24 protein-coding genes are annotated in these 24,151 nt (G+C 70.6%); 11 read left to right on the top strand and 13 right to left on the bottom strand.

What is annotated here, in order from left to right; translation table 11 throughout:
• The first annotated feature begins 81 nt into the window (after positions 1–81).
• The 3 genes from ABGB08_RS17165 (at position 82) to ABGB08_RS17155 (ending at position 3,961) form a co-directional block, all read left to right on the top strand.
• Positions 82–2,691, top strand: coding sequence for a GNAT family N-acetyltransferase (locus ABGB08_RS17165; RefSeq protein ID WP_347591375.1), 2,610 nt, complete (start codon positions 82–84; stop codon positions 2,689–2,691).
• A gap of 94 nt (positions 2,692–2,785) precedes the next feature.
• Positions 2,786–3,202, top strand: a complete 417-nt coding sequence (locus tag ABGB08_RS17160; RefSeq protein WP_347591373.1) for an Hsp20/alpha crystallin family protein — start codon at positions 2,786–2,788, stop codon at positions 3,200–3,202.
• A gap of 57 nt (positions 3,203–3,259) precedes the next feature.
• Positions 3,260–3,961, top strand: coding sequence for a CBS domain-containing protein (locus ABGB08_RS17155; protein WP_347591371.1), 702 nt, complete (start codon positions 3,260–3,262; stop codon positions 3,959–3,961).
• Positions 3,962–4,008: 47 nt separating this feature from the next.
• Here ABGB08_RS17155 and ABGB08_RS17150 read toward each other — a convergent pair whose 3' ends face one another.
• Positions 4,009–4,662, bottom strand: a complete 654-nt coding sequence (locus tag ABGB08_RS17150) for a CBS domain-containing protein (protein WP_347591369.1) — start codon at positions 4,660–4,662, stop codon at positions 4,009–4,011.
• Between the two features lie 226 nt (positions 4,663–4,888).
• On the opposite strand from ABGB08_RS17150, the gene ABGB08_RS17145 reads away from it, so the two are divergent.
• Entirely contained in the window at positions 4,889–5,899 is a 1,011-nt protein-coding gene (locus tag ABGB08_RS17145) for a zinc-dependent alcohol dehydrogenase (RefSeq protein ID WP_347591367.1), read from the top strand.
• A 46-nt stretch (positions 5,900–5,945) separates the two neighbouring features.
• Here ABGB08_RS17145 and ABGB08_RS17140 read toward each other — a convergent pair whose 3' ends face one another.
• Complete coding sequence (locus tag ABGB08_RS17140) at positions 5,946–6,455, bottom strand: flavodoxin domain-containing protein (RefSeq protein WP_347591365.1); 510 nt, start codon at positions 6,453–6,455, stop codon at positions 5,946–5,948.
• A 6-nt stretch (positions 6,456–6,461) separates the two neighbouring features.
• A complete protein-coding gene (locus ABGB08_RS17135) occupies positions 6,462–7,394 on the bottom strand; it encodes a nitroreductase family protein (RefSeq protein ID WP_347591363.1) in 933 nt (310 codons plus the stop codon).
• Positions 7,395–7,636: 242 nt separating this feature from the next.
• Here ABGB08_RS17135 and ABGB08_RS17130 point away from each other — a divergent pair, with 242 nt between their 5' ends.
• From ABGB08_RS17130 to ABGB08_RS17110, 5 genes are all read left to right on the top strand, one after another.
• Positions 7,637–8,182 carry a hypothetical protein gene (locus ABGB08_RS17130; RefSeq protein ID WP_347591361.1) on the top strand — a complete coding sequence of 182 codons (546 nt, stop codon included), beginning with the start codon at positions 7,637–7,639 and terminating at the stop codon, positions 8,180–8,182.
• 250 nt (positions 8,183–8,432) lie between these two features.
• Positions 8,433–9,698, top strand: a complete 1,266-nt coding sequence (locus ABGB08_RS17125; protein ID WP_347591359.1) for a DUF1349 domain-containing protein — start codon at positions 8,433–8,435, stop codon at positions 9,696–9,698.
• 41 nt (positions 9,699–9,739) lie between these two features.
• The gene (locus tag ABGB08_RS17120) at positions 9,740–10,039 is read left to right on the top strand and encodes a hypothetical protein (RefSeq protein WP_347591358.1); all 300 of its coding nucleotides are present in this window, start codon (positions 9,740–9,742) and stop codon (positions 10,037–10,039) included.
• A gap of 16 nt (positions 10,040–10,055) precedes the next feature.
• Complete coding sequence (locus tag ABGB08_RS17115) at positions 10,056–10,469, top strand: GNAT family N-acetyltransferase (RefSeq protein WP_347591356.1); 414 nt, start codon at positions 10,056–10,058, stop codon at positions 10,467–10,469.
• A 188-nt stretch (positions 10,470–10,657) separates the two neighbouring features.
• Positions 10,658–11,950: a hypothetical protein gene (locus tag ABGB08_RS17110; RefSeq protein ID WP_347591354.1), complete on the top strand. Its 1,293-nt coding sequence runs from the start codon at positions 10,658–10,660 to the stop codon at positions 11,948–11,950.
• Between the two features lie 42 nt (positions 11,951–11,992).
• On the opposite strand, the gene ABGB08_RS17105 is transcribed toward ABGB08_RS17110, so the two are convergent.
• Both ABGB08_RS17105 and ABGB08_RS17100 read right to left on the bottom strand, forming a co-directional pair.
• Positions 11,993–13,057 carry a glycerophosphodiester phosphodiesterase family protein gene (locus ABGB08_RS17105; RefSeq protein WP_347591352.1) on the bottom strand — a complete coding sequence of 355 codons (1,065 nt, stop codon included), beginning with the start codon at positions 13,055–13,057 and terminating at the stop codon, positions 11,993–11,995.
• Between the two features lie 192 nt (positions 13,058–13,249).
• Positions 13,250–14,419, bottom strand: a complete 1,170-nt coding sequence (locus ABGB08_RS17100; protein WP_347591350.1) for an alkaline phosphatase PhoX — start codon at positions 14,417–14,419, stop codon at positions 13,250–13,252.
• A 233-nt stretch (positions 14,420–14,652) separates the two neighbouring features.
• Between ABGB08_RS17100 and ABGB08_RS17095 the strand changes: the two genes are divergently transcribed.
• Positions 14,653–17,262, top strand: a complete 2,610-nt coding sequence (locus ABGB08_RS17095) for an AAA family ATPase (protein WP_347591348.1) — start codon at positions 14,653–14,655, stop codon at positions 17,260–17,262.
• 61 nt (positions 17,263–17,323) lie between these two features.
• On the opposite strand, the gene ABGB08_RS17090 is transcribed toward ABGB08_RS17095, so the two are convergent.
• Genes ABGB08_RS17090 through ABGB08_RS17075 form a run of 4 tightly spaced genes read right to left on the bottom strand, consistent with a single transcriptional unit; the run spans position 17,324 to position 19,661 of the window.
• Positions 17,324–17,515, bottom strand: coding sequence for a hypothetical protein (locus ABGB08_RS17090; RefSeq protein WP_347591346.1), 192 nt, complete (start codon positions 17,513–17,515; stop codon positions 17,324–17,326).
• A gap of 14 nt (positions 17,516–17,529) precedes the next feature.
• On the bottom strand, positions 17,530–18,000 hold the full coding sequence (locus ABGB08_RS17085) for a hypothetical protein (RefSeq protein ID WP_347591344.1): 471 nt from the start codon (positions 17,998–18,000) through the stop codon (positions 17,530–17,532).
• A gap of 13 nt (positions 18,001–18,013) precedes the next feature.
• The gene (locus tag ABGB08_RS17080; protein ID WP_347591342.1) at positions 18,014–18,832 is read right to left on the bottom strand and encodes a hypothetical protein; all 819 of its coding nucleotides are present in this window, start codon (positions 18,830–18,832) and stop codon (positions 18,014–18,016) included.
• Positions 18,816–19,661 carry a Fic family protein gene (locus ABGB08_RS17075; RefSeq protein WP_347591340.1) on the bottom strand — a complete coding sequence of 282 codons (846 nt, stop codon included), beginning with the start codon at positions 19,659–19,661 and terminating at the stop codon, positions 18,816–18,818. The genes ABGB08_RS17080 and ABGB08_RS17075 overlap by 17 nt, the downstream gene beginning before the upstream one ends.
• Before the next feature lie 118 nt (positions 19,662–19,779).
• On the opposite strand from ABGB08_RS17075, the gene ABGB08_RS17070 reads away from it, so the two are divergent.
• Positions 19,780–20,112 carry a nitroreductase family deazaflavin-dependent oxidoreductase gene (locus ABGB08_RS17070; RefSeq protein ID WP_347591338.1) on the top strand — a complete coding sequence of 111 codons (333 nt, stop codon included), beginning with the start codon at positions 19,780–19,782 and terminating at the stop codon, positions 20,110–20,112.
• An 11-nt stretch (positions 20,113–20,123) separates the two neighbouring features.
• Here ABGB08_RS17070 and ABGB08_RS17065 read toward each other — a convergent pair whose 3' ends face one another.
• From ABGB08_RS17065 to ABGB08_RS17050, 4 genes are read right to left on the bottom strand one after another with little or no spacing between them, the layout of a single operon-like run.
• Positions 20,124–21,383, bottom strand: a complete 1,260-nt coding sequence (locus ABGB08_RS17065) for an MFS transporter (protein ID WP_347591336.1) — start codon at positions 21,381–21,383, stop codon at positions 20,124–20,126.
• A complete protein-coding gene (locus ABGB08_RS17060) occupies positions 21,383–22,354 on the bottom strand; it encodes an ABC transporter substrate-binding protein (protein ID WP_347591334.1) in 972 nt (323 codons plus the stop codon). The genes ABGB08_RS17065 and ABGB08_RS17060 overlap by 1 nt, the downstream gene beginning before the upstream one ends.
• Positions 22,351–23,106, bottom strand: a complete 756-nt coding sequence (locus tag ABGB08_RS17055) for an ABC transporter ATP-binding protein (protein ID WP_347591332.1) — start codon at positions 23,104–23,106, stop codon at positions 22,351–22,353. The genes ABGB08_RS17060 and ABGB08_RS17055 overlap by 4 nt, the downstream gene beginning before the upstream one ends.
• Positions 23,106–24,143 (bottom strand): iron ABC transporter permease, encoded by a 1,038-nt coding sequence (locus tag ABGB08_RS17050; RefSeq protein WP_347591330.1) that lies wholly within the window; start codon positions 24,141–24,143, stop codon positions 23,106–23,108. Before ABGB08_RS17050 ends, ABGB08_RS17055 begins: the two co-directional genes overlap by 1 nt.
• Between the last annotated feature and the right edge of the window lie 8 nt (positions 24,144–24,151).

Below are 24,151 nucleotides of genomic sequence, written 5' to 3'. Positions count from 1 at the left end.
GTCGTCCGGCTCTGCCGTGCGGGGCCGGTCGGCAGGAGGGTAGCTCGTGCTCCCCCGTCCCGGCACGAACTGGAGATCTCCATGTCTGAGGAATGCGACGTCCTTCTGCGCAACGGCGACATCGCCCACGTGCGGCCCCTCGCGCCCGGCGATCTCGCTCTGCTGCACGAGCTCGTCGACCGCACCTCCCAGCGCTCGGCCTACCTGCGCTTCTTCACGGGTGGCCGGTCGAGCGCGCACGCGTACATGGATCTCCTCACCCAGGCCGGCTACCAGGGCCACGCGCTGATCGCGATCATGCACGGCCGGTTGACGGGGGTCGGCGAATACATCCCGACCGCTGATCGCGGTGTCGCCGACATGGCGATCCTGCTCGACGACCGCGTGCAGGGGCAGGGTCTGGGCACGATCCTGCTGGAACATCTCGCCGACCACGCCGCCCGGCACGGCATCCGGGAGCTGGTCGGCGAGGTGCTGGCCGAGAACTCCGCGATGCTTCGCGTGCTCCGCGACATCGGCCTGGAGGTGGACTTCCATTTCGACAACACGACGGTGGACGTGCGGATCAAGCTGGACCGCACGCCGGAGCTGCTGGCGAGCATCGAGGCCCGGGAGCACGAGGCCGAGCGGGCCTCGCTGGCGAGGATCCTGGCACCGGCGTCGGTGGCGGTGATCGGCGCCAGCCGTGACCCCGCCAGGATCGGGCACAAAGTGCTGCGCAACCTGCTGGACGGCGGCTTCCGCGGCGATCTCTACCCGGTGAATCCGAAGGCTGCGGAGGTAGCCGGGGTGCGGGCCTACCCGGCCGTGCCAGGACCGGTCGACCTGGCGGTGATCGCGGTGCCCGCACCGGCCGTGCTGGGTGTCGCCGGGGACTGCGCGGCGGCCGGGGTGAACGGGCTGGTGGTCCTCTCGGCGGGGTTCGCCGAGAACGACGGGCGGGACGCCGAGCGGGAGCTGCTGGCGATCTGCCGGTCGGCGGGCATCCGCCTGATCGGCCCGAACTGCCTCGGCATCGTGAACACCTCGGCGCGGCTCAACGCCAGCTTCCTCCCCCTGGCGCCCACCACCGGGAGGATCGCGCTGATGTCGCAGTCGGGCGCGGTCGGGGCGACGCTCATGGCCCGGCTGGCCGTCTCCTCCTTCGTCTCGGTCGGCAACAAGGCCGATGTGAGCGGCAACGACCTGCTCGAATTCTGGGAGGACGACGACGCCACCGACGTGATCGCGCTCTACCTCGAATCGTTCGGCAACCCCCGCAAGTTCGCCAGGATCGCCGCCCGCGTCGGACGCCGCAAGCCGGTCCTCCTGGTCAAGAGCGGCCGCTCGGGATCGGGTGACCGGGCGGTGCGCTCGCACACCGCGGCCGCCGCCACGCCCGACATCGCGGTGGACGCGCTCGTCCGCGCCGCCGGCGTGATCCGTGTGGACAGCATCCGCGACCTGATCGACACCGCCCGGCTGATGGCCGCCCAGCCGCTCCCGGAGGGCCGCCGCGTCGCCATCGTCGGCAATTCCGGCGGGCCCGAGGCGATGGCCGCCGACGCCTGCGAACGCAACGGGTTGATCGTCCCCGAACTTCCCGCCTCTCCCGCGCTGGCCGCGCGGGTTCCGTCCGCGGCGGCGCTGGCCAACCCGATCGATCTCACCGCCGACGCCACGGCGGAGCAGATCGGCCTGGCCATCGAGGGTGCCCTGGGGGAACCGGGGATCGACGCGGTTCTGGTGATCTACACCCCGCCGTTCGGTTCGGGCGTGGACGCCACCAGGAAGGCGATCGCGGAGGCGACCCGGGCGGCGAGCAAGACCGTGGTGGCGTGCGTGATGGGCTACGACGGCATGATCGATGATCGGGTTCCCAGTTATGCCTTCCCTGAGCAGGCCGTACAGGCGCTGGCTCGGGCCGGCGCATATGCGCAGTGGCGGCGCGCGCCCGAGGATCCTCCCGCGGTCACGCCCTGGGCGGACGACCGTGGCGCGCGCGAGATCGTGCGAGCCGAACTCGCGGTCCGGCCGGACGGCGGCTGGCTCGATCCGGTGACCACGGACCGGCTGCTGCGCTGCTTCGGCGTGGCCACCGTCGAGTCGATCACCGTGGACGGTTCGGAGACCGCCGCCGAGGCGTCCGCCCTGCTCGGCCTGCCCGTCGTGCTCAAGGCGACCGGTCCCGTGCACAAGAGCGACGTCGGCGGCGTACGGACCGGCCTGAACACGCCGGCCGAGGTCCAGCAGGCCTACCGCGACATGGCGGCGCAGGTCGGGCCGACGATGACCGGAGCGGTCGTCCAGCACATGGTCCCCGACGGCGTCGAGATCATCCTCGGTGGCGTGAACTACCCGACGTTCGGGCCGCTCGTCATGGTCGGCATGGGCGGCGTCACCGCCGACCTGCTCGCCGACCGGAGCTTCCGCGTCCCGCCGCTCACCCCGGCCACCGCCGCCGAAATGATCGCCGACCTGCGCTGCTCCCCCCTCCTGTACGGCTACCGCAACCGCCCCCGGGCCAACACCACGGCGCTGACCGACCAGATCGTCCGCGTCGGCCGCCTCCTGGACGCCCTCCCAGAGGTCGCCGAACTCGACCTCAACCCGGTCATCGTCACCCCGCGCGCCGCCATCGCCGTCGACGCCCGAATCCGGCTGGCTCCCGCCGACCCGCCGCCCTCCCCCTTCGCCCGCCGGCTGCGCTGACCAACGGCGCCGCCGCGGGGAACTCCGGCCCTACGCCCGCCACCCCACCCGGCGTGGGATGGAGACGAGCAACAAAGACCACGGAGGTGGACACATGACCACACTCATCCGCAGGCAGCCGAGGGGACTCTTCCCGGAGATCTTCGACTGGCTCGAAGCACCCCTGGCCGGATTCGGCCCCGCGATCCGCTTCGAGGACTACATCAAGGACGGCAGGTACGTCCTGCTGGCCGAACTCCCCGGCATCGACCCCGACAAGGACCTCGAGATCACCCTCACCGACGGCGTGCTGGCCATCCACGCCGAACGGCACCACGAGGACTCCGGCGCCCACCACACCGAGTTCCGGTACGGCGCGCTCACCCGATCCGTCGTCCTGCCCCCGGGCGCGGACCCCAAGGACGTCAAGGCCGTCTACGACAAGGGTCTCCTGGAGATCAGCGTGAAGCTGGACGACGCGAAGAACGCGGGCATCCGCATCCCGGTCGGCAAGTCCCGCACCACCAAGTGACATCACCCGCGGGCCCGTCCGCGGATGGGCCCGCACCCATCAGTACGGGAGAGAACCATGCGTACCACGGTAGAAGCCGTCATGACCAGGACGGTCGCCCTGGTCACGGCCGACACGCCCTTCAAGGAGATCGCCGAGATCCTCATCGCTCGCGGGGTCAGCGCCGTTCCCGTCGTGGACGGGGAGAACCGCGTCATCGGCATCGTGTCCGAGGCCGACCTGCTCCGCAAGGAGGAGTTCCGGGAGCTCTACTACCGCGAGGGCTACCAGCCGCCGCTGCGCGCCCGGCTGCGGCACCGGCTGAACCGCGAACCCGGCGACCCCGAGGCCAAGTCCCACGGCGACATCGCCGCCGAGCTGATGACCGCCCCCGCGATCACCGTACGGCCGCAGCTCTCGACCGTGGCGGCCGCCCGGCTCATGGAGAAGCACGGGATCAAGCGGCTGCCGGTCGTGGACGAGGGCGACCGCCTGGTGGGCGTGGTCAGCCGCCACGACCTGATCAGGGTCTTCGTCCGGCCCGACGCAGACATCGCCCAGGATGTCCGCCAGGAGGTTCTCGGCCGCTCGCTGTGGGTGGACACCGAGCACGTCCGCGTCAGAGTCGACCAGGGCATCGTCACCCTGCGCGGCAGCATGACCCGCCGGAGCGAGGCCGAGATCGCGGCCCGCATGGTCGGCCGGGTGAACGGCGTGGTCGACGTGATCAACGAGCTGGAGTGGAAAGAGGACGACGCCGCCGACTGGAAGAGCGCTTGAACCCAACAAAGAAGCCGGCCTGACGTCAGGCCGGCTTCTTTGTTGGTTCAGTAGGTCGGCGGGAAGACCGCGTCGTCCCGCGTGCCCATCTCGGAGACGACGTCCACGATCCCGTCGATCTGACGCACCGCCTGGAGGAGCCTGCTGACCTCCGCTGCCGTGGCCTGCCCGCCGATCGTGACCACGCCCTCGCTGATGTCGACGGTCAGCGCCGCCGGGTCAAGACCCGCCACGCCGCGGATGGCCGAGGCGATCTCCTCGTACAGTTCGCCGACCGGCCGTGCGAAGACGCGCAGCAGGTCGGACTGGTGCAGGGTGCCGCAGACGCGGCCGGTGACCGGGTCGATGACCGGGAGCTGCTTGACGCGGTTCTCGTGCATCAGGCGCGCCGCGGCCCTGACCGAGGTGGCGGGCGTGACGACGATCGCGGGCGAGCTCATCAGCTGGACCGCCGTCACGCCGGCCGCCTTGCGCTGGTCCGCGCGCCGGGCCGGCGTCAGGGCTCCCAGGCTGTGCCGCGGCGGCCCGGCCTCCTTCAGCAGCAGATCGTCCTCCGACACCACGCCCACCGGACGGCGATCCTGGTCGATGACGGTGACGGCGCCGACCTTGAACCGCTGCATGGCGGACACGATCTCGCCGAAACCCGCATCCTGGGCGACGGCGATCGCGACCCGCCCCATCACCTGCCTGACCTCCATGGACATCTCCATCTCCTCCTTCGTCCCCTCCATCGCACCGCGTCGGCGGCGTCGCGACCCAGAGCCGAAGGTCCCGCCCGGCCCAGCCCATCGGCCATGCCGCGTGGCCATCGGCCATGCCGCGTTGACGCAGGGCGCATGGTCCCGCCAGGAGTGGACCAACGCCTCTAAGCGCCGGCGCCCGCCACTCGGAGAGTGGAGTAAACGGCGAAACCTGGAGGCGACCATGCAAGCAGCAACCGTCATCGCGTTCGACCAGCCCCTCGTGATGCGAGAGATGCGCGTTCCCTCGCCGGCGCCCGGCCAGGTCCTGGTCCGCATGGAGGCCAGCGGGCTGTGCCACACCGACATCCACGCCGCCCGCGGCGACTGGCCGGTCAAACCCCACCTGCCGTTCACCCCCGGGCACGAGGGCGTCGGCATCGTCCAGGAACTCGGCGACGGCGTCACCGGCCGGGCCGTCGGCGAGCGGGTCGCCATCCCGTGGCTCGGGTCCGCGTGCGGCACCTGCGGGTACTGCGTCAGCGGCCGGGAGACCCTCTGCGAGTCGCAGCGCAACACCGGCTACAGCATCGACGGCTCCCACGCCCAGTGGGCCGTCGCGGACGCCCGCTACGTGGTCCCGGTGCCGGCGGGCGTCTCGCCGAGCGAGGCCGCGCCCCTCACCTGCGCCGGGGTGACCTCCTACAAGGCGGTCAAGGTCTCCGGGCTGCGGCCCGGCGAGCGCGCGGCGATCTTCGGGATCGGCGGGCTCGGCCATCTGGCCCTGCAGTACGCGGGCATCTTCGGCGCCGAAACGATCGCCGTCGACGTCACCGAGGAAAAGCTCCGGCTGGCCGGTGGCCTGGGCGCGACGCACACGGTCAACGCGGCCCGGACCGACCCGGTCGCGGCGATCAAGGACTTGGGCGGGGCCGACATGGCCGTCGTCCTGGCGGCCAACCCGCACGTGCTGGAGCAGGCCCACGCCAGCCTGCGGCGCGGCGGCCGGCTGGTGCTGGTCTCCCTGCCGAAGGGCAACACGATGGAACTGCCGATCTTCCAGACGGTCCTGGGCGGCATCAGCGTGATCGGCTCCATCGTCGGAACCAGGGCCGACCTCGCCGAGGTCTTCCGGCTGCACGCGGCGGGACGTACCGAAGTCAGGTACGAGACGCGGAAGCTCGAGGAGATCAACGAGGCAATCGAGGACGTGCTGTCAGGCCGCGTTGACGCGCGCGTGGTCTTCGAATTCTGACTCCGGTGGCGTGCCGGACGCTTGCCGTCCGGCACGCCGCTTTGTCTCACGTGCTCGCCATCGCGTCGGCGAGGGATTCGCCCCACTCGTGGGCGCGCCGTAGTTCGGCCTCCTCCAGCGGGCCCTTGGTCCCGGTGACGTAGAAGTTCATCGGCGGGGCGGCCAGGCGCAGGTGGTGCCTGCGGAGCGCCTTGTGCGCGCCCTTGGCCGCCGAGCCGGGCAGGTAGGCGGCGCGGATCTTGGTGTCGAAGGCGGCGGCGGCGATGGGGATGGTGACCCGCAGGGCGGACAGCCACTCGCGTATCCCCTCGCCGCGGGAGATCAGGTCGCCGTCGGCCTGTTGCTCGGCGGAATCGCGGGTGCTCGCGCGCGACATGCCGAACGCGTGCGTGGGGCCGCCCACGACCAGCAGGGTCACCTCATCGGGGAGCCGTTCCGGCGCGCAGCCGACCTCCAGGACCTCCACGGGCATGCGGGTCGTCAGGCCGCGCGCCACCTCTTCGGCGATCTTCTTGGTGTTGCCGAACATCGATTCGTAAACGACGAGCGCGCGCATGGGCGCTCATCTCCTCTCACTGGGTTGGTCGGCGGGGCGGTGGGGGGCTCGCGGGACGAGCGGTCCGTAGCCGAGCCTGATGATCATTTGTGGGTGGCCGCGGCGGTGCCGGGGATCGCTGCGCCGGCGCATGTCCCGCAGGTCCAGCGGCTGGTTGAGGAAGGATGCCGACAGCCCGTGTGCCGTCGCGGTGAGCAGCACCCGCTCCAGCGCCTGGCCGGCGCACAGCCAGTCGGTGGGCCGGTCGCCGCGCGTGGTGAGAACGGCGAGCTGCGGGCGCGGCTCGAACGCCGCGATCCGGCCGCGTTCGCCGAAGCACCGCGTCACGGGCGGGTCCCCCGCCGGCACCGGGCCGCGGACGAACCCGGGCAGCGCCCATCGGGCGAGTTCGGCCCGGTAGTCAGGGTCGGCAGCCAGTTCGTCCTCGGCCATGGCGGCGTATTCGAGCATCTCGGCGACGGCGGGCGGGTCCAGGGGGATCAGGCAGGCACCTTCGCGGCTGGCCGCGATCCTCAGCTCGGCCAGCACCGCGGGCGGGATCGGCTTCCCGTTGTACGGCTCGCGGTTCGTCCTGCGCGCGGGAATCGCCTCGTACAAGCGGGCACCCGCCGGTCCGGCCGGGCCCGTCTCCGCCATGCGGACGGCGGCCAGCAGCCGGGGCTCCATGGAGATGTTGGGGCGCAGCCATACCAGGGGGCGGAAGCCGGCCCACTTGATCGCCAGGCGGAGGTTGAACAGGGCCGCGCCGCAGCTCACGTACAGGGAGCGGCCCCGGGGGTCGCTCACGGTGAGCCGTCGTTCGGGGTCGGCGAGCAATTCGACGGTCTCCCGGCGGACGACGCGGAACCGCCACGGCTGGGTGTTCTGCACCGACGGCGCCGCGCCGGCCGCGATGAGCAGCCGCCGTACGCCGAGATCGGTGGCCAGCGGAGCGATCATGGCACGCCTCCTTCGTACGCTGTGCCGTCAGGCTCCCGTTCACGCGGGCGCGGGAGGCAGAGCCGGACGGCTCACCGCAGGAGGACTTTGGTCCCGTCGAGCGGCTCAGGGCCGAAAGTCCCGTACGGAACGGGTCTTGCGGGCCCCGCGCGCGAGTCCTCCAGCCCTAAGCGCCGGCCCGGCGAACCGATGTCATTGAGGTGCGAGAACAAGACAAGGACCGCTCTGCAAAGGGACTCACCATGGCCACCACCGAAGGACGCCCCACCGTCCACACCCCCCACACCTTCAACTCGCAGACCTCGCGCCCGGTGGACTACGTCTGGGCCGTCGCTCGCATCTCCCTCGGCTGGGTCTTCCTGTGGGCCTTCCTCGACAAGGCCTTCGGCTGGGGCTTCGCCACCCCCGCCGCCCGCTCCTGGATCAACGGCGGCAGCCCCACCACCGGCTTCCTCAAAGGCACCGGCGAAAACGCCCTCGGCGGCTTCTTCTCCAGCCTGGCCGGACAGGCCTGGGTCGACTGGCTGTTCATGCTCGGCCTGCTCGGCATCGGCGCCGCCCTCATCACCGGCGCCGGAATGCGCATCGCCGCCGCCACCGGAACCCTGCTCCTGGTCTTCATGTGGGCCGCCGAACTCCCCCTCGCCAACAACCCCTTCATGGACGAACACCTCATCTACGCCGTCGTCCTCATCGGCCTGGCCCTCGCCTCCGCCGGAAACACCCTCGGCATCGGCACCTGGTGGTCGCGCACCGCGATCGTCCAGAAGTACCCGATCCTCAAGTAACCGACTCCCTCAAGACGCCCATCCACACCGGATGGGCGTCTTGGCGTTCATGATGCTGGATCGGTGATGCGGTAGCCCACGCCAGGTGTGGTGGTGATGATCGGTGGGTTGCCTAGTTTGCGGCGTAGTCGATCGCCATGACCGCGGCGACACTGGTGATCATCCTGCTCGGCCTGCTCTTCGCGCTCGTTCCCACCAGTTCTTGCAGTGAAGGGCCGGTCGAGGCCCGGTGGGCCCGGACGGGCAGACGGTGAGCGACACGTTCTACTTCGTGCACCGGCCCTTGGGCGAGAACGGCGCCATCACCGCACGCCTGACCTCGATGACGGGCATCATCACCTACCCGCCACCCGACCACGACGAGATCGTCCCCGGCCTGGTGCCCTGGGCGAAAGCCGGCATCATCATCAAGAACGGCGTCGCCCAGGGCTCCTCCTACGCGGCGCTCATGCTCACCGGCAGCCACGGTGTCCGGATGCAGTACGACTACACCCACGATGTGGCCGGTGCCTCCACGCGGTCACCTCGCTGGCTGCGCCTGACCCGCGCCGGCGACACCATCACCGGTCACGAATCGCCGGACGGCACGCACTGGACGAAGGTCGGCACGGCGCACCTTCCCGGCCTTCCCGCCACCGTCCAGGTAGGGCTGTTCACCGCCTCCCCGGGAGACCTGACGCTCACCCGCACGGCTACCGGCGCGAGCCTGCCGGCCTCGCGCTTCACCCAGGCCACCGCCACGTTCGACAACATCAGCCTCGACGGCGCACCGGCCGCCCAGTGGAGCGCGGCCCCCGTGGGGAGAATGGGCCGCACCGACTGGGAGCGATATCACCGGGCGCCCGGGCTCGTCGAGTCGAACGGCACGTTCACCGTCACCGGAACCGGCGACATCGGGCCCCTCAGCGAGGGCGGAAGCACCATTGCCAGTACCCTCGTCGGCCTGTTCCTCGCATTGATCATCGTGATCGTGGTGGCGGCGCGGTTCGGGACAGGCGTGCTCAGCGGCCGGATCCTGGCGGCGAGAGCCGTCGTGGTCGGCGGGGCGGCCTTCCTCGCCGCGCTGGTCGGCGCGGGAGTCGTCGTGCCGGCCGGCTCGGCGCTGCTGCGGGCCAACGGCATCAGCGTCCTGGCCGTGTCCGCGCTCACCCAGCTGCGGGTCGTCGCCGGCGTCGCCGCGCTCCTCGCCGTCGCCGCCGTCTTCACCCTCGCCCTCGTCGCGCTGTTACGGCGAGCCTGGGCGGCGATCCTCGTCGCGATCACGACCGTCGTTCTCCCCTACCTGGTGGGAGTCCTTCCGCTGCTGCCGGATGAGGTGTCGAGGTGGCTGCTGCGCGTCACTCCAGCCGCTGCCTTCGCCGTCCAGCAGACCATCGAGGAGTATCCGCAGGTGATTGCCTACTACGCGCCCATGGGCGGCTATTTCCCCCTGCCCGGATGGGCGGGATTCGCGGTGCTCTGCGGCTACGCCATGGTCGTGCTCGGGTTGGGCGCCTTCCGACTGAGCGGGAGGTAAATGGATTGCCTGTCGCGGGATGTCGGCGGGATGCTCGCGGGATGTGGAAGACAGCGACCGACCCTCAGGGCGTGCCGGTTATCAGTTATCAGAAGGGGGTCCGGGACGGGCTGCCCTGGGCGGACAAAGTCGAGGTGATCGGGCCTGCGCCGGCCAAATTGATTATGAGCGCCTTTGTTGGCTGGGCGGTTTCCGTACCGGTCGATCTTGGGAGAGAGCTCATCGAGAGTGGTGCTCGGCTGAGCCGGCATGCGCACACGATGTACTGCGATCTGACCGAAGAACTTGCCTCCCGCCGACAGCGAGGCACCGCCGGGATTCCGGTTCTCGCCGGCGCATGAGCATCAGGGCAGGGAGATGCTGCCGGCCATGATGGCCGCGTATCCGCCCGGGCATCCTGATCACTCGGGGCGTGACCCTGAGGATGCGTACGAGCAGGAGCTGGCTCCGCTGATCGGCGGGCAGTTGATCGGCGAACTGCTGCCGTGCAGCACGGTCGCGGTCGACGGCGGCGGTGCGGTCGTCGGCGGGGTTCTGGTCAATCAATGGCAGGACGTGGCGTGGGTCTCCGAGGTCTTCCGCCATCCGGATAAATCCCCTCCTGGGTTGGGTGCCCGGCTGATTCGGCACGCGCAACTTCGCGGAGGGGCGGATGGTTTGCCCACCATGGGCTTGGCGGTGTCGTACGCGAACCCAGCCAAACACGTCTACGCCAGGCTTGGCTTCGCCATCACGGACACCATGATGACGGTAATCATCGACCCCTCCTGACCCGACTCCTGCTTGACCTTCGGTCGGCGATCCTTGGCCCCTTGGGGTACGGAGCCTGCCCAATAGTTACTTTACGTAACTAGAATGTTCCTATATGTGGTCGATTGACCCGTGGGGGGCAGGTGTATAGGTCAAAGGAAGTTCCGGAATCGTCGCAGGGCCGGTGCTCGGGGAACGATCTTCCGCTCGTGGATCCGGAACGATCTCTGGGCCACTGCTCGGCGAGCGCCCTCGCGGCGACGCTCGGCCTCGACCAGGCGTGGCGCCAGGTCCAGGAGCGGGTGGCGGCCGAGTCCCTGATGGACCTGAACGTGCACGGCCGGGGGCACAATCCCTTTCCCGTACGGCCCGCTCTCGCCGTCCTGCACCCCGCCGCGGAACCCGTGCTCCGCCACCGGGTCCAGGGCCTGGTCGAATGCCTGAACCAGCTGGTCAGGCAGTATCCCACCGACCGGGAGCTACAGGATTTCCTGGCCATTCCCGCACGCCTGCACCGCTGGATCATGATGGAACCCGCGCCAGAACAGCTGCGCGTCGACTACTGCCGCCTGGACCTGCTGGGCAGCACCCTCGACACGGTCCGGGTCCTGGAATTCAATCCGAGCAGCCCGGGCGGAGTGATCGCCTCGGGCATGGTCAACCGATTCTGGCGTGCCTCCAGGCTCGGCCCGACGCTCGCCGAATGGGCGCCACACGCCGCCCCCTTCGAGAGCGAGGACTGGTTCGCCCGCTGGCTGCTTCGCTTCGGCCGCGAACACGTAGGCGCGCAGGACCAGGGACGCATCGCACTCTTCCACTCCCGCGAGAGCACGAAATTCGAACTCGACCAGGTACGCAGGCAACTGACCAGGCGCGGACGAGAGGTCGTGGAAATCGAGCCGTGCGCCATCGACTCCGTCAAGGACGTCCGGCTGGGCTATCTCAAATACATTCCCGTGGAGCCAGACGAAGTACGGCAGTGGGATCACTTCTGCGCCCGCCTCGTCGAAGGCACGCTCGTCGTGCCCAATCCCCTGGGACAACGATGGGTCGCGGAGAACAAGCTCTGCCTCGCCGTGCTTTCCGATCCTCGTTTTCGCCGGCTCTTCGGCGACAGGAACGTGGATTGCCTGGACGCCCTGGTGCCGTACAGCCGCAAACTCGGGGACGGCGTCGAAGGGGACGAGGTCGTCGCCAGGCGGGAGCACCTGGTGCTGAAGGCTCCCTACAGCTTTCACGGCAGGGATGTGCTCATCGGTTCCGAGTATGACGCGCGTTCCTGGGCCCAAGTGGTGCGCGAGCACCAGGGCTGGCTGGTTCAGGAGCGTGTGCGAGCCGCGTCGGTGGAGACCCATGACGGCCCTTACCTGCACGATGTGGTCGTGCCGGTGCTCGAGGGGAAAGTGATCGGCTATTCCGCCCGCATGAACAACGGCCTGCTGCTCAACGGCGCTCAGGGCGGCGGCGCGTACGCCATCTTCAGCCCGCATTCCCTCGGCTGACCCGCGCAGGTGGATACCACCTGCGCGGGTAGCGAGTGGCGATCAGCCGCGCGTGTACTGCTTGGGCAGCTTGTAGCCCCTGCTGGCGAGCACCGCGCGCAGGCGGTCGGGATAGTCGGTGATGAGGCCGTCGATCCCGTCGTCGAGGAGCTTGTTCATGGTGGGCTCGTCATCGACGGTCCACGGGATCACCTTGATGCCGAGGCTGTGCGCCTCGTCCACCATGGCCTTGGTCACGTACGGACGGTAGCCGGGGTCGGTGACCTTTCCGTTCTGCGGGAACCCGTGGACGGGAGAGAACGCGCCGGCCCCGAAGGACTTGATGGCCTTGAGCGGGTTGCCGCCGAAATCGTCGATGTCGATCCCGCCCAGCCAGGGCGACGCGCCGGGCTGGCCGGTCTGCAGGAAGTCGAAGTTGGTGAGGGCCACCAGCGGCAGCCGCGGCTCGACCTGGCGCATGCGCATGAGCGAGCCCCAGTCGAAGCTCTGGATGGTGACCTGCTTGAGCATGCGGGCGCGGCGGATCTCCTGGACGGCGACCTGGATGAACTGCTCGCGCGGTGCGGTCTCGGCAGGCGCTCCCGCCTCCACCTTGGTCTCGACGTTCAGCGTGACGTCGTGCGCGCGGAAGCGCTTGACCAGGTCGAACACCTCGCTCAGCAGGGGCATCCTGGCACCGGGAGCGGGCCGCTGGCCGGGGAAGTCCGGCAGGGTCTTGGTCCCGCAGTCCAGCGTCCTGACCTGGGCGAAGGTCAGCGTGTTCACGTACTTGCCGACATAGGGGAATTCGGGGTCATTCGGGGTGACCGGGCCGGTGTCCTGACACTTGCGGCCGTCCACCCTGCGGTCATGGGTGACGACGGCCTTGCCGTCCTCGGTGATCTGGATGTCGAGTTCAAGTGTGCTCACGCCGACGCGCAACCCATTGGCGAAGGAGTCGAGCGTGCTCTCCACCACGAGGCCGAGCCCGCCCCGGTGCGCCTGGAGGTCAAAGTTCTTGCGGTGGTGCTTGCCGTACAGGTCGGGGTCGGCGAGGGCCGGACCCGAGAGGGCCACAACGGCCGCTCCGGCGAGGAGGGCCACGGAGGAGGTACGAAATAAGGTCATGACATCTTTCCTGTTTCGCCCGCACGTCGGTGATCAGCGGAACGGGGATGCTGGACAAAGACGGCCGCGGATCAGAACCCGGACACGGCCACGGGCTCCAACCTGCCGACGATCTGTGACTTCCGAGGAAACGTTCAACGAAGGTGGGACCACCTTCTTGCTCAATTTCGGACGGGACCGCCGCCGGCGGAGTCAGGGCTGGGCGCGGAACGGCCCGGTCACCTCGTAGGTGATGCCGCCGCTGCCGCTGGCGGAGCCGGACGTCCCACGCTGGGAGGAGAAGTACAGGCGCGAGCCGTCAGGAGAGAACGCGGGCCCGGTGATCTCCGACGAGGACTGGCCGAGAATCCGCAGGAACGGCGCCACCACGCCCTCCGGGGTGATGACGTTGATCTCCATGTTGCCGCCGTCCTCGGCGACGAACAGGTCGCGGCTGTTGGGCGCGCCGGTGATGTTGTCCACCCCGGTCAGCGGAGCGGCGCCCCCGCTCACCAGCGAGTCGTCGTAGGCCAGGTCGAGGGTGGAGTTGACCGCGTCGTACGCCCAGACCCGGTTGTCGCCCTTGGTGGTGAAGTAGCAGACCCCGTTCTCGTACCAGCAACCTTCACCGCCGTCGAAATGCTGGGCCGCGCCGACCTGGCGGCGGGTGGGCGTCGGGAAGCCATCACGGTCGGGGATGTCCTGCCAGGTCACCGGCCCGGTGACCTGGCCGGAAGGGGCGCAGAGCACCTGGACCTGGCCGTAGCGGAGGTCACCCCAGGTGTCGGGGATGAACCGGTAGAAGCACCCGTCCTCCTCGTCCTCGGTGAGGTAGACCACCTGCCGTACGGGATCGCAGGCGGCGGCCTCATGCTTGAAGCGTCCCATCCGGGTGCGCTCCTCGCCCGCCCGTCCGCCACCGGGCCAGGTCTCGAAGACCCGGCCGAGGGCGATCTCTTCGCAGGACAGCCAGGTGCCCCACGGGGTGGCGCCTCCCGCGCAGTTGAGGTTCGTGCCGGACAGGATCCGGTAGGCCGAACTGATGGTGCCGTCCGCGGCGAAGCGCACCGCCGACGCGCCGCCGAGCAGCGGGATCTCGGAGTTGGACACGTATATCCAGCCGGTTCCGTCGGGGAAGCACGCGCCGCCGTCCGGTGCCCAGTGCCAGGTGTAGCCGGCCACCTTCCGGCTCGAGCGGGCGATCACCCGGCTGGTGAACCCGGCCGAGAGCTGGATGCCGTTGGCGTCGGCGGCCAGCAGGTCTCCGTACGGGCTCGGTCCAGGCTGGGCGACGGCGCCGAAAGCCTCGCCCCACAGCGCTCCGGAGAACGCCACCCCTCCCACTCCGACGACAGCCGCGCGTAATACGGTCCGACGATCCACTGTTGCCTCCAGTTGACTGTCTCGGTCATCAGCCGGAACGTAGATCGGTCAAGCGAACCCCCGTCACCCGCCAGCGTGAACAGCCGATGTCCTGTTGACGGACTGTCGAGGAGACCGTCGTCAAGAATTCATCCGACCCCTGAGCAACGGGCCTCATCTGACCACGATCTCCGGACGTATAGCGGATAGGTCGCCACCCGGCGACATCCCTACACCGCTATCGGGAGGGCGCTGTGGGAGTTGCGCAGGTGCACCAATGGCCGCTGGCAGGGCGTCAGGCGGAGCTGAGCGTGATCGAAACAGTGCTGGCGAGCGGCGAGAGCGACGGCCTCGCCCTGATCGGCGCGCCCGGGATGGGGCGGACCAGGCTGGCCCGCGAGGCGCTGGCCCGGTGGACGGCCGCGGGGGGCGCGGCCGAGTGGGTGGCGGCGACCCGGGCGGCGGCCTCGATCCCGTTCGGCGCGCTCTCCCATCTGCTGCCGGGCAGCCAATGGCTGGCCGAGAGCCGGGTGGAGCTGCTGGCCCGGGTGGCGGACCGGATGGCCGCGCGCACCGCCGGGAAGCCGACCCTGTTCGTCGTGGACGACGCCCACCTGCTGGACGAGGCCTCGGCCGCGCTGCTGCGCCAGCTCGCGGCCCAGCGCCTGGTGATCCCGCTGGTCACCGCCTGCTGCTGCGAGCCCGCGACCGACGCCGTCGCCGCCCTCTGGAAAGACACGGCGGTACGGCTAAGCGTGGGCCCGCTGCCCCCGGAGGCGGTGGACCGCCTGCTCGACCTGACGCTGGACGGCCGCATCGATCCCCTCAGCCGACGGCGGCTGCACCGGCTCGCCGACGGCAATCCGCTGCTGCTGCGAGAACTGCTGGCCGACACGGTGGAGACCGGCACGCTGGCACGCCGGGACGGGCTCTGGCGCTGGCGCGGCGGCGTGCCGGCCAGGGCGCGGGTGGCGGGCCTGGTCACGGCCCGGCTGCGCACGCTGGACCCCGCCGCCCGCGAGGTGCTGGAGATGATCGCCTGCGGCGAGCCGCTCGCGCTGGCCCTGCTCCAGCGCCTGGCCGACCAGCACGCCATCGAGGCGGCGGAGCGCAGCGGGATGGCGGTGGCCGAACAGTCCGGCGCGAGGGTGACGCTGCGCCTGGCCCACTCGCTGTACGGCGAGGTGCTGCGAGCGGGCCTCCCGGTGACCCGCGCCCGGGCGATCTGGGGACGCCTCGCCGAGGCGCTGAACGCCGAGCCGATGCGCCGGCGCGACGACACGCTGCTCGCCGGGGTATGGCAGCTCCAGTCGGGCACGATCAGACGCCCGGAACAGATGCTCGAAGCCGCCAGGCAGGCCATCGGGCGGTTCGAGCTCGATCTGGCCGAACGGCTGGCCCGCGCGGCACGCGGCGCAGGTCCGGGGAAAGACGCCGACTGGCTGCTGGCCCGGATCCTGTCCTACCAGGGCCGCGGCCGGGAGGCGGGGAAGGTGCTGCCCGCGGAGCCCGAGCCGACCAGCGAGCCGCAACCCATGCGGGCGGTCACCCGGGCGCTGATCCTGCACTGGGGTCTCGGCCGGACCGACGAGGCCGAGCAAGCCCTGGACGTCGGGTCCGGCCAGGACCTGACCGAGGCCACCCGCTCGTGGATCATGCTGTTCGACGGCCGGAGCCGGGCGGCGCTGCGGTCCGCCGAGGACGTGCTCGGCCTGCCGGAACCCGACGAGCAGTCCGTGATCTGGGCCGCGATGAGCGGTGCCATGGCGGCCGGCCTGCTGGGCAGGCCCGATCGGGCCGCCGCCATCGCCGAACGCGGCCGCCGCGTGGCCGACGCCAACGCCGACCGCTTCCCGTGGGGCCAGGCGCAGGTCGGGTACGGACTCTGCATGGCCCTGCACACCGCAGGAAGGCCGATCGAGGCCGCACGGGTGGCCGAACGCGGCTACCGGAGGGCGGTCGCCAGCGACTCCGCCATGATGACGGCCGTCTGGGCCTCCTTCCGCGGGATCGTGGCCAAGGCCAGAGGCGACCTCGGTACGGCGCAGGCGGCCTTGCGGGAGGCCGTCGCCCTGCTGGAGGAGGAGGACGCCTACGGGCTGACCCGGGTGTGCCTGGCCGAACTGGCCGGAGCGCTCGCCCTGACCGGCGACGCCACCGGTGCCGACGACCTGCTGGCCCGCGCCGACGAGCACGTGGGCGACCACAACCGCATGTTCGACGCGTGGATCCAGCTCAACCGGGCGTGGGCCGAGGCCGCCAGGGGCATGCTGTCGACGGCGGCGGACACGGCGGCGCACGCGGCCAAACTGGCCCGCGACACCGAACAGCCCATGGTCGAGGCGTGGTGCCTCTACGACGCCGTCCGCCTGGGAGCCGCCGTACATGATCGCCTGTCGGCGGTCGCCGCGGCGGCCCCGCAGAGTTTCGCGCCCGTCCTCGCCGACGCGGCGGCCGCGCTGGCCACGGGCGCGCCGGACGCCTTGGACCGGACCGCGGGTGTCTTCGCCGACCGCGGGCACCTGCTGCTGGCGGCGGAGGCGGCCAAGCTGGCGGCCAGAGCGCGGATGCGGAACGGGCGCGGCTCCGAGCTGCGCGTGGCGCGGGAGCGGGCCACCGTGCTGGCCGAGATGTGCCCGCAGGCCCGTACGCCCCTGCTGGAGCTCAACGACTTCAGCGCCGTGCTCACCCCGCGCGAGCGCGAGATCGCCCGGCTGGCGGGTTCGCTGCCCAGCCGGGAGATCGCCGAGCGCCTCGGCCTGTCGGTCAACACCGTCAACAACACACTCGCCCGCGCGTACGCCAAGCTGGGCGTCAGCCGGCGCGGCGAACTCGCGGCGATCTTCGTCACCGACGGGGGGTGAACGGCGGCCGGCGGCGGGATCTGCCTGGGGGCCTCACCGCCGGCCGCCTGCTCGATGGTGCCTACGGGAACGGCACGGTGGGGACGGGCTCCGGGGTGCAGAGCGCGTCCGGGGGGCAGCCCGTCGGCGACGGCAACGGGATCGGTGTCGGAATGGTTCCCGCGTGGGCCGTGGTGGCCACGGCGATGACGCCCGTGCCCAGCAACGCGGCCACCATCAGGGCCGCCCGGTGGGCGCGCGAACGCATGTGCATGATGTCCTCCTGAATCACGGAATGGCTGGGACCACGAGCAGGACCACCGGCTCGGCGTTGATGGGCGCGCCGGTGTTTCCGGCGGTGTAACTGGCGCGCAGCAGGTACTGGCCGGGCTCGGACGCCGAGAGCGAGCCGATGCTCACCTCGTTGTGGACGCAGTTCGACCCGGTGAGCCGGAAGGAGTTGCTGGTGTACCAGTAATCCCCGAATTTGGTGATCTGGTAGAAGATCTGGGTGTCCTTCTTCAGCCCGTTCCCGCCGATCGACAGCGCGAGCGAACCGTAGGGCGAGAGCACGACCACGGGGACGCCGAACTGCTGGTTTCCCTCGTATCCGGACTGGTGGAGTCCGGCGGCGGATCGCACGTAGACATGGCCCGCCGTCGCGCATCCGGCGGCCTGCACCGGCCGCGCCGCCACCACGAGCGACGCCAGCAGCGCCAGGCCGGACGGTACGAGCCCCCATCTTGCGAGTCTGGACATGACGACCTCCGCCCTATGAGCTGGGTATGGGGCACTTGAGGGCGAGCTCCCGCTCGAAGGCCCGCTGTGCGTTGGGATTGGAGCCCCAGGGACCGGAGTGGTCGCCGGGGAGCTTGCCGGTCAGGTGGGCGACCTCGTGCAGGACGAGCAGCGCACGGATCTGATCGTTGCTGTACATCCTGACGACGTTGTAGAGAGGGGCGAGCGCGGATGTGTTGACGAGCACCTTGTACCCTTCCACCCGGGATTCGTTGAAGAACGGCTGCCAGAAGGTGATCTGGCTGGCTCCCTGGCCGTTCCCGGAGCTCGGAACCGAGGCCATGGCGTCGGCCGCCTCCGGGTTGGTCCGGTCGGTCTCCATCTTGATGGTGCTCTTGTGCAGCACGTCGGGCACCTGGTCGGCGGTGATCCCCGCGTTCGCCAGGAAGTCCTTGCAGCTCTGCTTCTGGATCGCCTTGGATGCGACATTCCAGGCCTTGGACGTCTTCTGCCCCGGCGTGTCGGGAGGGTTCGGCGGCGACGTGGGTGGCGGCGGTGGCGGCGGATCGGGCGGGTTGTCGGGCGGGGGAGGAGGCGGCGGGTCTATGGGCGGCCAGGGAGCGGTCGGGACGGGGGGATCGGGCGGGGCGGTGATGGTGCCCCCGCCGATGTCGCCGCACCACACCGATCCCGTCGAGGTGTTCACGGTGCAGTTGGCGTAGCTCGGGGGAGCGGCTACCACCTGCACCATTCCGACGAATGCCGCAGCCGCCGCGAGGGCCGCGGCGGTGATCGCGCGGGACTTGCGTGAGCGGCGTCTGCGCCGTTTGGTCTGGTTACTTGGTGCTGCCATGCGTTCTCTCCTTTCTTCCACTTCGGCCGAGCAGAACCTGGACGTTGGCGGCCGACATCACGGCTAGCTCCGCCACGTACCGGCACCAGAACGCGCGGTCGCCCTCGCGGAAACGGCGGTGCGCCTCCAGGAACCGGGGCATGTTCGCGGCGAACAGCAGGCCCAGCGGCGGGGCCAGCGAGGCGACGAGCCCTCGGCGCTGGGGAATCACCTGCATCAGGCATCGGCCGAGGCGTCCGTTGCCATCCAGGAATGGATGGATGAACTCAAGCTGGGCGTATCCGACGGCCGCCTGCTCCAGCGGGCTGACGTCGTCGCGACGCAGGTAGGCCAGCAGGTCCGCGATCAGCTCCGGGACCAGCTCGTGCGGCGGCCCCACGAACAGCGCGTCGGCGGGCGCCGCCGCGCAGAGCCACACCAGCCGCTCGCGCAGCCCGCCGAGGCTCGGCACGAGAGTGGCGTGCAGCCCGGTCAGCCAGTCGAGCTCGACCGCCGGCGCGGCGGCACCGACGGCCACGGCGCGGCGGAACGCGGCCATCGCCCGGTGGGGGTCGCGGCCCAGACGCACCTGCCGTCCCACGGCCAGCGCGTTGACCTGCGGGCTCGGCAGCGACTCGGCATGCAGCAGGGAGGTGACCAGCTGGTCCCCGCGGCGGTGCCCGGCCAGGATCGCGTCGCACTCGCGCGCCGCTTCTTCGGCCGCATCGAAGCCGCCGCAGACGTCCGCCGTGGCGATCGGTGGGGGGATCAGCGCCGCGTATCCGCGGCCGTCGGACCACACGCCGTGCACCACACGCGTCGCCGCGTCGTACGCCACTGGCCCAGCCATCGTTACTCCCGTCACCGGCCGACTGCCTGGGCGAGGAACGCTAGTGAGGGGGCGGCAGGCGTACCAGATCAGCGGGAGTTACCTGATTTCGGCCAGGCATGACCATGGCACCGGCGGCTTGACCACGCTGCTCCTCACCACGCGTGGCCGCAAATCCGGACAGCCGCGACGCACTGCGCTGATCTACGCCCAGGACGGTGATCGCTACGTGCTGGTGGGGTCCAATGGTGGCTCGTCGCACCACCCCGCCTGGTATCTCAACTTGGTCGAGCATCCGGAGGTCGCCGTCCAGGTCGGCGCGGACAAGTTCCTCGCGCGTGCGCGAACCGCAACCGCCCAGGAGAAACCAGCGCTGTGGACGCTCGCTGCGTCGGCTTTCCCGCAATACGACACCTATCAGGCCACGGCGGACCGCGAGATTCCCGTGGTGATCATCGAACGCGTTTCCTGAGGGCGTACGGGTCACTTGTGGGGTTCGACCGGTTGGCGTTGCCTTGCCAGGCGGCGGGCCGGGGGGAGGGTGAGGGTTGCCAGGACGGTGGCGGCGATGAGGAGGAGTGCGGTCCTGGCGGAGGTGAGTTCGGCGAGTGTTCCCGCGAGGGCGGCGCCTGCGGGCTGGCCGCCCCAGGCGATCATGCGGGCGGTGGTGTTGACCCTGCCCTGGAGGTCGTCGGGGGTCTGCTCCTGGCGTTCGACGATCCCGTTGAGGCTGACCAGGGTGTTGGCGGCCTGCCAGCAGGCCAGGACGGGGAGGGCGAGCGGGAGCCGGTCGGTGCACGCCCACACGATGAGGAGCAGCCCGACGGCGGCGAGTCCGGTGAGGGAGATCGCGGGTGTGCTGAAGCGGTCGCGTAGCCGGGGCAGGGCCAGACCGGCGAGCATCGCGCCGGCGGCGGCCGCGGCGAACAGCAGTCCGATCCGGCCGTCGCCGGAGTAGAGGCCGAACCGTTCGACGGCGACGACTACGAGCAGGCCGAGGACCGCGCCCTCGGCGAGGCTGTTGCCGATGCCGAGGAATGTCAGTGAGTTGATCATGGGGTGGTCGCGGATGTAGCGGATGCCGTCGCCGATCTCGGCGCGCAGGTTCCGGGTCTGCGCCGGTGGCGGGGGTGGCAGCGGCAGGCGGGAGAGCAGGAGGGCGGCGGCCGCGTAGCTGAGCGCGTCCAGGCTCATGGCGTGGGGAGCGCCGGTGACCGCGATGAGAAGCCCGGCGAGCGCGGGGCCGATCAGGGTGACCAGCGTGCTGAATGTCATGAGGGTGCTGGTGGCTTTGGCGATGCCCTCGCGTCCGACCAGGGCGGGGAGTGCTCCGAACGCGGCGGCGTCGAAGAACACGAAGGATGCCGATGAGCCTGCGGCGACCACGAACAGCTGAGGTGTCGTGAGCAGGTCCAGCGTGGCGGCCACGGGGACGCTCGCGATGAGGAGCGCGCTGGTCCAGCTGGTGAGGACGAGGGTGCGGCGGCGATCCCACCGGTCGGCAAGTGCTCCGGCGGACAGGCCGAGGAGCAGGTACGGGACGGCTTCCAGAGCGGCGAGCAGACCGCTGAGGGCGGCGCTGCCGGTGCGCTGGTAGAGCAGCACCGGCAGGGCCACGAGCGTGATCGACGACCCGATCCAGGAGACCACCCGGGCCGACAGGTAGCGGTACATCGGAACGCGGTGGGGGGCGGGGCGCGGGCCGGGGTCTGGGTTCCTTCGAAGACGCGCAGAGCGGAACATCAGAACACGGTGGGGTGCAGGGCGCGGGCCAGGGTCTGGGTGCCGTCGATGGCGCGCAGGGCGGAGTAGTCGGCGGCGGGGGTGCCGATGAGGCGTCCGTTCCTGACGGCCTTGGTCTGGCCGAGGTGCTCGCGCAGCCACTGCTCCGAGGAGGCGCGGTCGGTGTCGTCGGTGTAGTGGTAGACGATCGTGTCGGGGTCGGCCTTGGCGACGGTCTCGACGGAGACGACGTCGAAGTTCTTGCCCGCGGGGACCATGCCGTCCAGGACGTTGGCGCCGCCCGCGGTGCGGACGATGTCGGAGTAGAGGCCGCCGGCCAGGCCGTACAGCTGCTTGTCGAAGATCTGGACCATGGCGGTGCTGACCGGCGGCTGTCCGGTCAGGCGCTCGCGGAGGTCGCCGAGGGCGACCTCGACGGTGGTCTTGGCCTTGGCCGTCTGGTCGGGTACGCCGAGGAGGGTGCCGAGGGCGTCGAGGTCGCGGCCGGTGTCGGCGAGGGTGGCGGTGCCGGTGGTGTCGGGGCAGAAGGCGGCGTCGACGTAGACGGGGACGCCGAGGTTGGCGAGTTCGGCGATGGTGGGGAGTTTCTTGCCGTCGAAGTTGTATTCGCCGTCGGCGAGGATGAAGTCCGGGCGGGCGGCCAGGAGCGCCTCTCGGGAGATCTCGCCGGACGCGAGGACCTTTATCGAGGCGTAGTCGGCGGCGTAGGCGGGTTTGGGCGGTGACTGGTCGGTCCAGACTTGCCCGGCTATGCGGTCCTTCAGGCCGAGAGCGAGCAGGAGTTCGGTATTGGAGGGGAAGAACGACACGATCCGCTGCGGGGGCTGCGTCACCTGTACGGTTCGTCCGCAGTTGGTGACCTGGGCGGGGAAGGCCGTGGTGGCAGGGCCGGCCGCGACAGTGTCGGGCTCGGCGGGTGCGCCGCAGGCGGTGAGGGCGAGCAGCGCGCACAAGACGATGTTGATCTTCATCGAGGATCTCCGGTGGCGAAGGTGAGGTTGGGGCGGCCGGTGAGCGGGTTGAGGCCGAGGTGGGCGCGGACGCCGAACACCTCCAGCAGGAGCGCGGGGGTCAGGACGTCGAGGGCAGGGCCGTACGCGACGACCCGGCCGGCGGCCAGGACGTAGAGGCGGTCGCAGTAGGCGGCGGCGAGGTTGAGATCGTGCAGGGCGGCCAGTGTGGTGATCTTCAGCTCGTGGACGAGTTCGAGGAGTTCGAGCTGGGCGGCGATGTCGAGGTGGTTGGTCGGTTCGTCCAGGACCAGCACGTCGCCCTGCTGGGCTAAGGCGCGGGCGAGCAGGACGCGCTGGCGTTCCCCGCCCGAGAGGGTGGCGTAGGGGCGGTCGGCTCTGCCGGTCATGCCGACGCGGTCCAGCGCGCGGGCGATGATCTCTCGGTCGGCGGCGGGGGCGGAGCGGTGCGGGGTGCGGCCGGTGGCGACCAGTTCGGCGACGGTGAAGTCGAAGCCGTCGGTGCTGTGCTGGGCCAGGACGGCCGTTCGCTGCGCGGATCGACGGGCCGACAAAGTGCGCCAAACGTCGTCGCCGTCCACTCGCACGGTCCCGGCGTCGGGACGCCGGGCGCGGTAGAGCGCGCGCAGCAAGGTGGACTTGCCGCTACCGTTCGGTCCGACAAGCCCGACGAACTCGCCGGGTTCGACCTCGAGGTCGACTCCGCTCACGCCGCCGATCTCGACGTGGACGCCGGACAGCTGGACGCGCATCAGGCCACCGCCGATTCACGGCGCAGCAGCCAGAGGAAGAAGGGCGTGCCCAGGATCGCGGTGAGAATGCCGAGCGGCAGTTCCAGCGGCGGCGAGAGGGTGCGGGCGGCCAGATCGGCGGCGACCAGGAACAGCCCACCCGTCACCGCGATCAGCGGCAGCGTCCGCCGATGGTCGGGACCGACGAGCAGCCGGACGGCATGCGGGACGATCAGCCCGACGAAGGCGATCCCCCCGGCGACCGCGATGACGGCGGCCGTCACCAGCGCGGCCACGGCCAGGAGCGCCAGCCGGAAGCGGTGCACGTGGACGCCGAGCGCGGCGGCGGTCTCGTCGCCGAGGAGCAGCGCGTTCAGCCGCCGCCCCTGTAGCAGCAGCCAGCCGGTGCAGGCCACCACGATCACGCCGGGCGCGGTCAGGTCGCTCCAGCGGGCTCCGGCCACCGAGCCCAGCAGCCAGAACAGGATCCCGGCCAGCTGGTCGGGCTGGGCGCGCAGCTGCAGATAGCTGGTGGCCCCCTGGAGCAGGTAGGACAAAGCGACCCCGGCCAGGACCAGCCGGGTGGGGGTGAGCGCGCCACGGCGGCTGCCCAGCGCCAGCACCAGCGCGAGGGTCGCGCACGCTCCGGCGAACGCCGCCCCTGACACGCCCAGGCCGGCGACGCTCCCGAGCGTGATGACGGCGACGGCGGCCAGGGACGCGCCGGAGGTGACGCCCAGGACGTAGGGGTCGGCGAGCGGGTTGCGTACGACGGTTTGCAGGATGGCTCCGGCGACCGCGAGCCCGGCTCCGGCGATCAGGGCGAGCACCGTCCTAGGCGCGCGCGAGTTCCAGATGATCTCGTTGTCGATGCCGCTGACGTCGGCGGGCGGGCGTCCAGTCGTCAGGTGGGTGGTGATCACCCGCCACACGTCGGCGGCGGGAAGGTCAACCGCTCCGTAGGTGACGGCTGCCACGAGCAGGACGGGCACGGCCGCGAGCAGCAGGACGACCAGGAGCGGGTAGCGCCGTCCGGAGATGAGGTGAGGGGAGCTCAACTGAGGTC

Source organism: Acrocarpospora sp. B8E8 (assembly GCF_039871605.1).
Classification (GTDB): Bacteria; Actinomycetota; Actinomycetes; order Streptosporangiales; family Streptosporangiaceae; genus Acrocarpospora; species Acrocarpospora macrocephala.
The sequence above is the reverse complement of the archived record's forward strand: the minus strand, read 5'-3'. Positions and strand labels throughout refer to the sequence as shown.

Coding starts and splice junctions, on each gene's coding strand:
- ABGB08_RS17150 (WP_347591369.1), bottom strand. CDS start 4,662: ATGGAGGTCAGGCAGGTGATGGGGCGGGTCGCGATCGCCGTCGCCCAG.
- ABGB08_RS17075 (WP_347591340.1), bottom strand. CDS start 19,661: ATGGCTGGGCCAGTGGCGTACGACGCGGCGACGCGTGTGGTGCACGGC.
- ABGB08_RS17155 (WP_347591371.1), top strand. CDS start 3,260: ATGCGTACCACGGTAGAAGCCGTCATGACCAGGACGGTCGCCCTGGTC.
- ABGB08_RS17080 (WP_347591342.1), bottom strand. CDS start 18,832: ATGGCAGCACCAAGTAACCAGACCAAACGGCGCAGACGCCGCTCACGC.
- ABGB08_RS17105 (WP_347591352.1), bottom strand. CDS start 13,057: ATGACCTTATTTCGTACCTCCTCCGTGGCCCTCCTCGCCGGAGCGGCC.
- ABGB08_RS17165 (WP_347591375.1), top strand. CDS start 82: ATGTCTGAGGAATGCGACGTCCTTCTGCGCAACGGCGACATCGCCCAC.
- ABGB08_RS17160 (WP_347591373.1), top strand. CDS start 2,786: ATGACCACACTCATCCGCAGGCAGCCGAGGGGACTCTTCCCGGAGATC.
- ABGB08_RS17055 (WP_347591332.1), bottom strand. CDS start 23,106: ATGCGCGTCCAGCTGTCCGGCGTCCACGTCGAGATCGGCGGCGTGAGC.
- ABGB08_RS17115 (WP_347591356.1), top strand. CDS start 10,056: ATGCTGCCGGCCATGATGGCCGCGTATCCGCCCGGGCATCCTGATCAC.
- ABGB08_RS17130 (WP_347591361.1), top strand. CDS start 7,637: ATGGCCACCACCGAAGGACGCCCCACCGTCCACACCCCCCACACCTTC.
- ABGB08_RS17060 (WP_347591334.1), bottom strand. CDS start 22,354: ATGAAGATCAACATCGTCTTGTGCGCGCTGCTCGCCCTCACCGCCTGC.
- ABGB08_RS17085 (WP_347591344.1), bottom strand. CDS start 18,000: ATGTCCAGACTCGCAAGATGGGGGCTCGTACCGTCCGGCCTGGCGCTG.
- ABGB08_RS17065 (WP_347591336.1), bottom strand. CDS start 21,383: ATGTTCCGCTCTGCGCGTCTTCGAAGGAACCCAGACCCCGGCCCGCGC.
- ABGB08_RS17090 (WP_347591346.1), bottom strand. CDS start 17,515: ATGCACATGCGTTCGCGCGCCCACCGGGCGGCCCTGATGGTGGCCGCG.
- ABGB08_RS17145 (WP_347591367.1), top strand. CDS start 4,889: ATGCAAGCAGCAACCGTCATCGCGTTCGACCAGCCCCTCGTGATGCGA.
- ABGB08_RS17135 (WP_347591363.1), bottom strand. CDS start 7,394: ATGATCGCTCCGCTGGCCACCGATCTCGGCGTACGGCGGCTGCTCATC.
- ABGB08_RS17120 (WP_347591358.1), top strand. CDS start 9,740: ATGTGGAAGACAGCGACCGACCCTCAGGGCGTGCCGGTTATCAGTTAT.
- ABGB08_RS17140 (WP_347591365.1), bottom strand. CDS start 6,455: ATGCGCGCGCTCGTCGTTTACGAATCGATGTTCGGCAACACCAAGAAG.